The organism is Streptococcus infantis (genome assembly GCF_047464415.1).
Taxonomy (GTDB): Bacteria; Bacillota; Bacilli; order Lactobacillales; family Streptococcaceae; genus Streptococcus; species Streptococcus infantis_AE.
Map to the genome: position 1 here is coordinate 1 of NZ_JASHBX010000030.1, position 6,108 is coordinate 6,108.

Annotated in this window: 1 protein-coding gene; it reads right to left on the reverse strand. The window is 40.6% G+C overall.

The window, feature by feature from the left end:
- Positions 1 to 374: 374 nt before the first annotated feature.
- Positions 375 to 6,089: a MucBP domain-containing protein gene (locus tag QM460_RS10115; RefSeq protein WP_414290031.1), complete on the reverse strand. Its 5,715-nt coding sequence runs from the start codon at positions 6,087 to 6,089 to the stop codon at positions 375 to 377.
- Positions 6,090 to 6,108: the final 19 nt, after the last annotated feature.

Below are 6,108 nucleotides of genomic sequence, written 5' to 3' on the forward strand. Positions count from 1 at the left end.
TAGGAACTTTGATAACTTTAAGAAACGAATTTTCATCGCTCTGAATATAAAAATGGAGAGGACAATCGTTGTCCTCTCCAGATGTTAGCTTTTTATTCAACCCACTACAGTTGACAAAGAGCCAAAAGTCCTAGCCTCTAAATTGTCTTTGGATTGTTGAGCAAGACGCAGTGGTTGAGTGGGCTCTACTACGCTGATTTCATCAGCTTTTACAGCCCTACTCAACTGTGCGGAGGTGGGACGACGAAATCGAATTCTAACGAATTACCGATTTCTGTCCCACTCTCTTTTTTCTATGACTTAAAACCGGCTCTGGTCGTCAATCGTGACTTGTTATTTTTAATAAAGTAACATTACTCACTTAAGAAAGATGACTATTTTTCGTCTTCTTTTTTACGACGTCCAAGTGCTGCCAATCCTACAAGTCCTGCAACTACTCCGAGTACAGTTGAGCCTGCAGATGTAGTTTCACCAGTATTTGGAAGTTGTCCTTTAGCTGATGTTGGATCTACAGGTTTACCTGGTGTTGGTTCTACTGGTTTGTCTGGTGTTGGTTTCACTGGCTTGTCTGGAGTTGGTTCTACAGGTTTACCTGGTGTTGGTTTCACTGGCTTGTCTGGAGTTGGCTCTACAGGCTTGTCTGGTGTTGGTTCTACAGGCTTATCTGGAGTTGGTTCTACAGGCTTGTCTGGAGTTGGCTCTACAGGTTTGTCTGGAGTTGGCTCTACAGGCTTGTCTGGAGTTGGTTCTACAGGTTTGTCTGGAGTTGGCTCTACAGGCTTGTCTGGAGTTGGCTCTACAGGCTTATCTGGAGTTGGTTCTACAGGCTTATCTGGAGTTGGTTCTACAGGCTTGTCTGGAGTTGGTTCTACAGGTTTGTCTGGAGTTGGCTCTACAGGCTTGTCTGGAGTTGGTTCTACAGGTTTGTCTGGAGTTGGTTCTACAGGCTTGTCTGGAGTTGGTTCTACAGGCTTATCTGGAGTTGGTTCTACAGGTTTGTCTGGAGTTGGCTCTACAGGCTTATCTGGAGTTGGTTCTACAGGCTTGTCTGGAGTTGGCTCTACAGGCTTATCTGGAGTTGGCTCTACAGGTTTGTCTGGAGTTGGTTCTACAGGTTTGTCTGGAGTTGGTTCTACAGGTTTGTCTGGAGTTGGCTCTACAGGTTTGTCTGGAGTTGGCTCTACAGGCTTGTCTGGAGTTTCTTTAAGTTTGTATACATAAGTGACGTTCTTATCACCTTCGATAACTTTACCTGTGGTAGGATCAGTAGACTTGAGGTGACTTTGTTCATCTACTTCACCTACTGTGTAGTTACCTGCTGATACCAATTCATAAGTCTTGCCTTCGAATTCAATCTCTTGTGGACGGTTGTCTACAACTGTGTCGTAGTCTTTGTCTACTGGTTGAGCATCTTCGTCGGTTACATCTGACTTGATTGTCTTGCCTTCTGTATCCACATAGTGAACATAAACGTTCCCCTTCACTTCTTTATAGACGTAAGTGATGGTTAATTTTGGTTTGTCAACTTTACCTTTAACTGGATCAGATGATTCCAAGTGTCCATCTTCATCAACTTTACCTACTGGGTAGTCACCTTTCGGTACGATCTTATAGGTCTTACCATCTGGTGTCTTGATAGTATTCGGTTTTTCACCTTCCTCAGTGGTGTTATATGGTGTGTCATATGGTGAGTTTGGTGTATCTTGACGAGGTTTTTCGATTTCCTTACCATTTTCGTCTACGTAAGTGATGATGACTTCACCCTTCTTAGGTTCAGCTGGGGTTTCTTTAAGTTTGTATACATAAGTTACATTCTTATCCTCTTTAGCAACTGCACCTGTTGTTGGGTCTGTTGACTTCAAGTGACCTTGTTCATCTACTTCACCTACTGTGTAGTTGCCAGCTGGGACCAATTCATAAGTCTTGCCTTCGAATTCAATCTCTTGTGGACGGTTGTCTACAACTGTGTCGTAGTCTTTGTCTACTGGTTGAGCATCTTCGTCGGTTACATCTGACTTGATTGTCTTGCCTTCTGTATCCACATAGTGAACATAAACGTTACCCTTCACTTCTTTATAGACGTAAGTGATGGTTGATTTTGGTTTGTCAACTTTACCTTTAACTGGATCAGATGATTCCAAGTGTCCATCTTCATCAACTTTACCTACTGGGTAGTCACCTTTCGGTACGATCTTATAGGTCTTACCATCTGGTGTCTTGATAGTATTCGGTTTTTCACCTTCCTCAGTGGTGTTATATGGTGTGTCATATGGTGAGTTTGGTGTATCTTGACGAGGTTTTTCGATTTCCTTACCATTTTCGTCTACGTAAGTGATGATGACTTCACCCTTCTTAGGTTCAGCTGGGGTTTCTTTAAGTTTGTATACATAAGTTACATTCTTATCACCTTCGATAACTTTACCTGTTGTTGGATCTGTTGACTTCAAGTGACCTTGTTCATCTACTTCACCTACTGTGTAGTTACCTGCTGGTACCAATTCATAAGTCTTGCCTTCGAATTCAATCTCTTGTGGACGGTTGTCTACAACTGTGTCGTAGTCTTTGTCTACTGGTTGAGCATCTTCGTCGGTTACATCTGACTTGATTGTCTTGCCTTCTGTATCTACATAGTGAACATAAACGTTACCCTTAGGTTCAGCTGGAGTTTCTTTAAGTTTGTATACATAAGTTACATTCTTATCACCTTCGATAACTTTACCTGTTGTTGGATCTGTTGACTTCAAGTGACCTTGTTCATCTACTTCACCTACTGTGTAGTTGCCAGCTGGGACCAATTCATAAGTCTTGCCTTCGAATTCAATCTCTTGTGGACGATTGTCTACAACTGTGTCGTAGTCTTTGTCTACTGGTTGAGCATCTTCGTCGGTTACATCTGACTTGATTGTCTTACCTTCTGTATCTACATAGTGGACATAAACGTTACCCTTAGGTTCAGCTGGGGTTTCTTTAAGTTTGTATACATAAGTTACATTCTTATCACCTTCGATAACTTTACCTGTTGTTGGATCTGTTGACTTCAAGTGACCTTGTTCATCTACTTCACCTACTGTGTAGTTACCAGCTGGGACCAATTCATAAGTCTTGCCTTCGAATTCAATCTCTTGTGGACGGTTATCTACAACTGTGTCGTAGTCTTTGTCTACTGGTTGAGCATCTTCGTCGGTTACATCTGACTTGATTGTCTTGCCTTCTGTATCTACATAGTGAACATAAACGTTACCCTTAGGCGTTTCTTTAAGTTTGTATACATAAGTTACATTCTTATCACCTTCGATAACTTTACCTGTTGTTGGGTCTGATGACTTAAGGTGACCTTGTTCATCTACTTCACCTACTGTGTAGTTACCAGCTGGGACCAATTCATAAGTCTTGCCTTCGAATTCAATCTCTTGTGGACGGTTGTCTACAACTGTATCATAGTCTTTGTCTACTGGTTGTTTGTCTTCGTCGGTTACATCTGACTTGATTGTCTTGCCTTCTGTATCTACATAGTGAACATAAACGTTACCCTTCACTTCTTTATAGACGTAAGTGATGGTTGATTTTGGTTTATCAACTTTACCTTTAACTGGATCAGATGATTCCAAGTGTCCATCTTCATCAACTTTACCTACTGGGTAGTCACCTTTCGGTACGATCTTATAGGTCTTACCATCTGGTGTCTTGATAGTATTCGGTTTTTCACCTTCCTCAGTCGTGTTATATGGTGTGTCATATGGTGAGTTTGGTGTATCTTGACGAGGTTTTTCGATTTCCTTACCATTTTCGTCTACGTAAGTGATGATGACTTCACCCTTCTTAGGTTCAGCTGGGGTTTCTTTAAGTTTGTACACATATGTTACATTCTTATCACCTTCGATAACCTTGCCGGTTGTTGGGTCTGTTGATTTCAAGTGACCTTCGTCATCTACTTCACCGACTGTGTAGTTTCCTGCCGGGACCAATACATAAGTCTTACCGTCTTTTTCAATTTCTTGTGGACGGTTGTCTACGACTGTATCGTAGTCTTTGTCTACTGGTTGAGCATCTTCGTCAGTCACATCTGACTTGATGGTCTTGCCTTCTGTATCTACATAGTGAACATAAACGTTACCCTTAGGTGCTGCTGGCTCTTCTTTAAGTTTGTATACATAAGTTACATTCTTATCACCTTCGATAACCTTACCGGTTGTTGGGTCTGTTGACTTCAAGTGACCTTCGTCATCTACTTCACCGACTGTGTAGTTACCAGCTGGAACCAATTCATAAGTCTTACCTTCGAATTCAATCTCTTGTGGACGGTTATCTACTACTGTATCGTAGTCTTTGTCTACTGGTTGAGCATCTTCGTCAGTCACATCTGACTTGATTGTCTTGCCTTCTGTATCTACGTAATGAACATAAACGTTACCCTTAGGTGCTACTGGCTCTTCTTTAAGTTTGTACACATATGTTACATTCTTATCACCTTCGATAACCTTACCGGTTGTTGGGTCTGTTGATTTCAAGTGACCTTCGTCATCTACTTCACCTACTGTGTAGTTTCCTGCTGGGACCAATACATAAGTCTTACCGTCTTTTTCAATTTCTTGTGGACGGTTGTCTACGACTGTATCATAATCTGAATCAACTGGTTCTTTATCCATATCAGTTACAGAAGCTTTAAGTTCATTTCCTTCTGTATCTTTATAGTGTACATAGACATTACCATTCACTTCTTTATAAACATAAGTGATAGTTGATTTTGGTTTAGTAACCTTACCTGTAACTGGATCAGATGATTCAAGGTGACCATTTTCATCGACCTTACCTACTGGGTAATCACCCTTCGGTACAATCTTATATGTCTTACCGTCTTCGGTCTTGATAGTGTTAGGTTTTTCACCTTCTTCAGTAGTGTTATATGGTGTATCATATGGTGAGTTTGGTGTATCTTGACGAGGTTTTTGAATCTCTTTACCATTTTCATCTACATAAGTAATAACCACTTCACCTTTTGGCTCTTCTTTAAGTTTGTATACATAGGTTACATTCTTATCATCTTCAATGACCTTACCGGTTGTTGGGTCAGTAGACTTCAAGTGACCCTCATCATCAACTTCACCTACTGTGTAGTTACCAGCTGGTACCAATTCATAAGTCTTACCTTCGAATTCAATCTCTTGTGGACGGTTGTCTACAACTGTGTCGTAGTCTTTGTCTACTGGTTGAGCATCTTCGTCAGTTACATCTGACTTGATGGTCTTGCCTTCTGTATCTACATAGTGAACGTAAACATTACCCTTAGGTACTACTGGCTCTTCTTTAAGCTTGTAGATATAAGTAACGTTCTTATCTTGTTCAGCTACTTTACCAGTTGTGTCATCTGATGATGTAAGGTGGCCTTGATCATCTACTTCACCTACTGGGTAGTTACCAGCTGGTACCAATACATAAGTCTTACCATCTTTTTCGATTTCTTTTGGACGGTTGTCTACTACTGTATCGTAAGCTGAATCAACTGGTTCTTTATCCATATCCGTTACAGAATCTTTAAGCTCATTGCCTTCTGTATCTTTATAGTGTACAAATACACTACCATTCACTTCTTTATAAACATAAGTGATAGTTGATTTTGGTTTAGTAACCTTACCTGTAACTGGATCAGACTTCTCAAGGTGACCATTTTCATCGACCTTACCTACTTGATATTCACCTTTTGGTACGATCTTATAGGTCTTACCATCTTCTGCCTTGATGAAGTTAGGTTTTTCACCTTCTTCAGTAGTGTTATATGGTGTGTCATATGGTGAGTTTGGTGTGTCCTGACGAGGTTTTTGAATCTCTTTACCCTTCTCATCAACATAAGTGATAATAACTTCACCTTTTGGCTTTTCTTTAAGTTTGTAAACATAGGTTACATTCTTATCGCCTTCGATAACCTTACCAGTTGTGTCATCTGATGATGTAAGATGACCTTGATCATCTACTTCACCTACTGGGTAAGTTCCTGCTGGAACCAATACATAAGTCTTACCATCTTTTTCGATTTCTTTTGGACGGTTGTCTACTACTGTATCGTAAGCTGAATCAACTGGTTCTTTATCCATATCCGTTACAGAAGCTTTA

Bases quoted from the DNA above. Each gene is read 5' to 3' on its own strand.
- QM460_RS10115 (WP_414290031.1), bottom strand. From the start codon at position 6,089: ATGGATAAAGAACCAGTTGATTCAGCTTACGATACAGTAGTAGACAAC.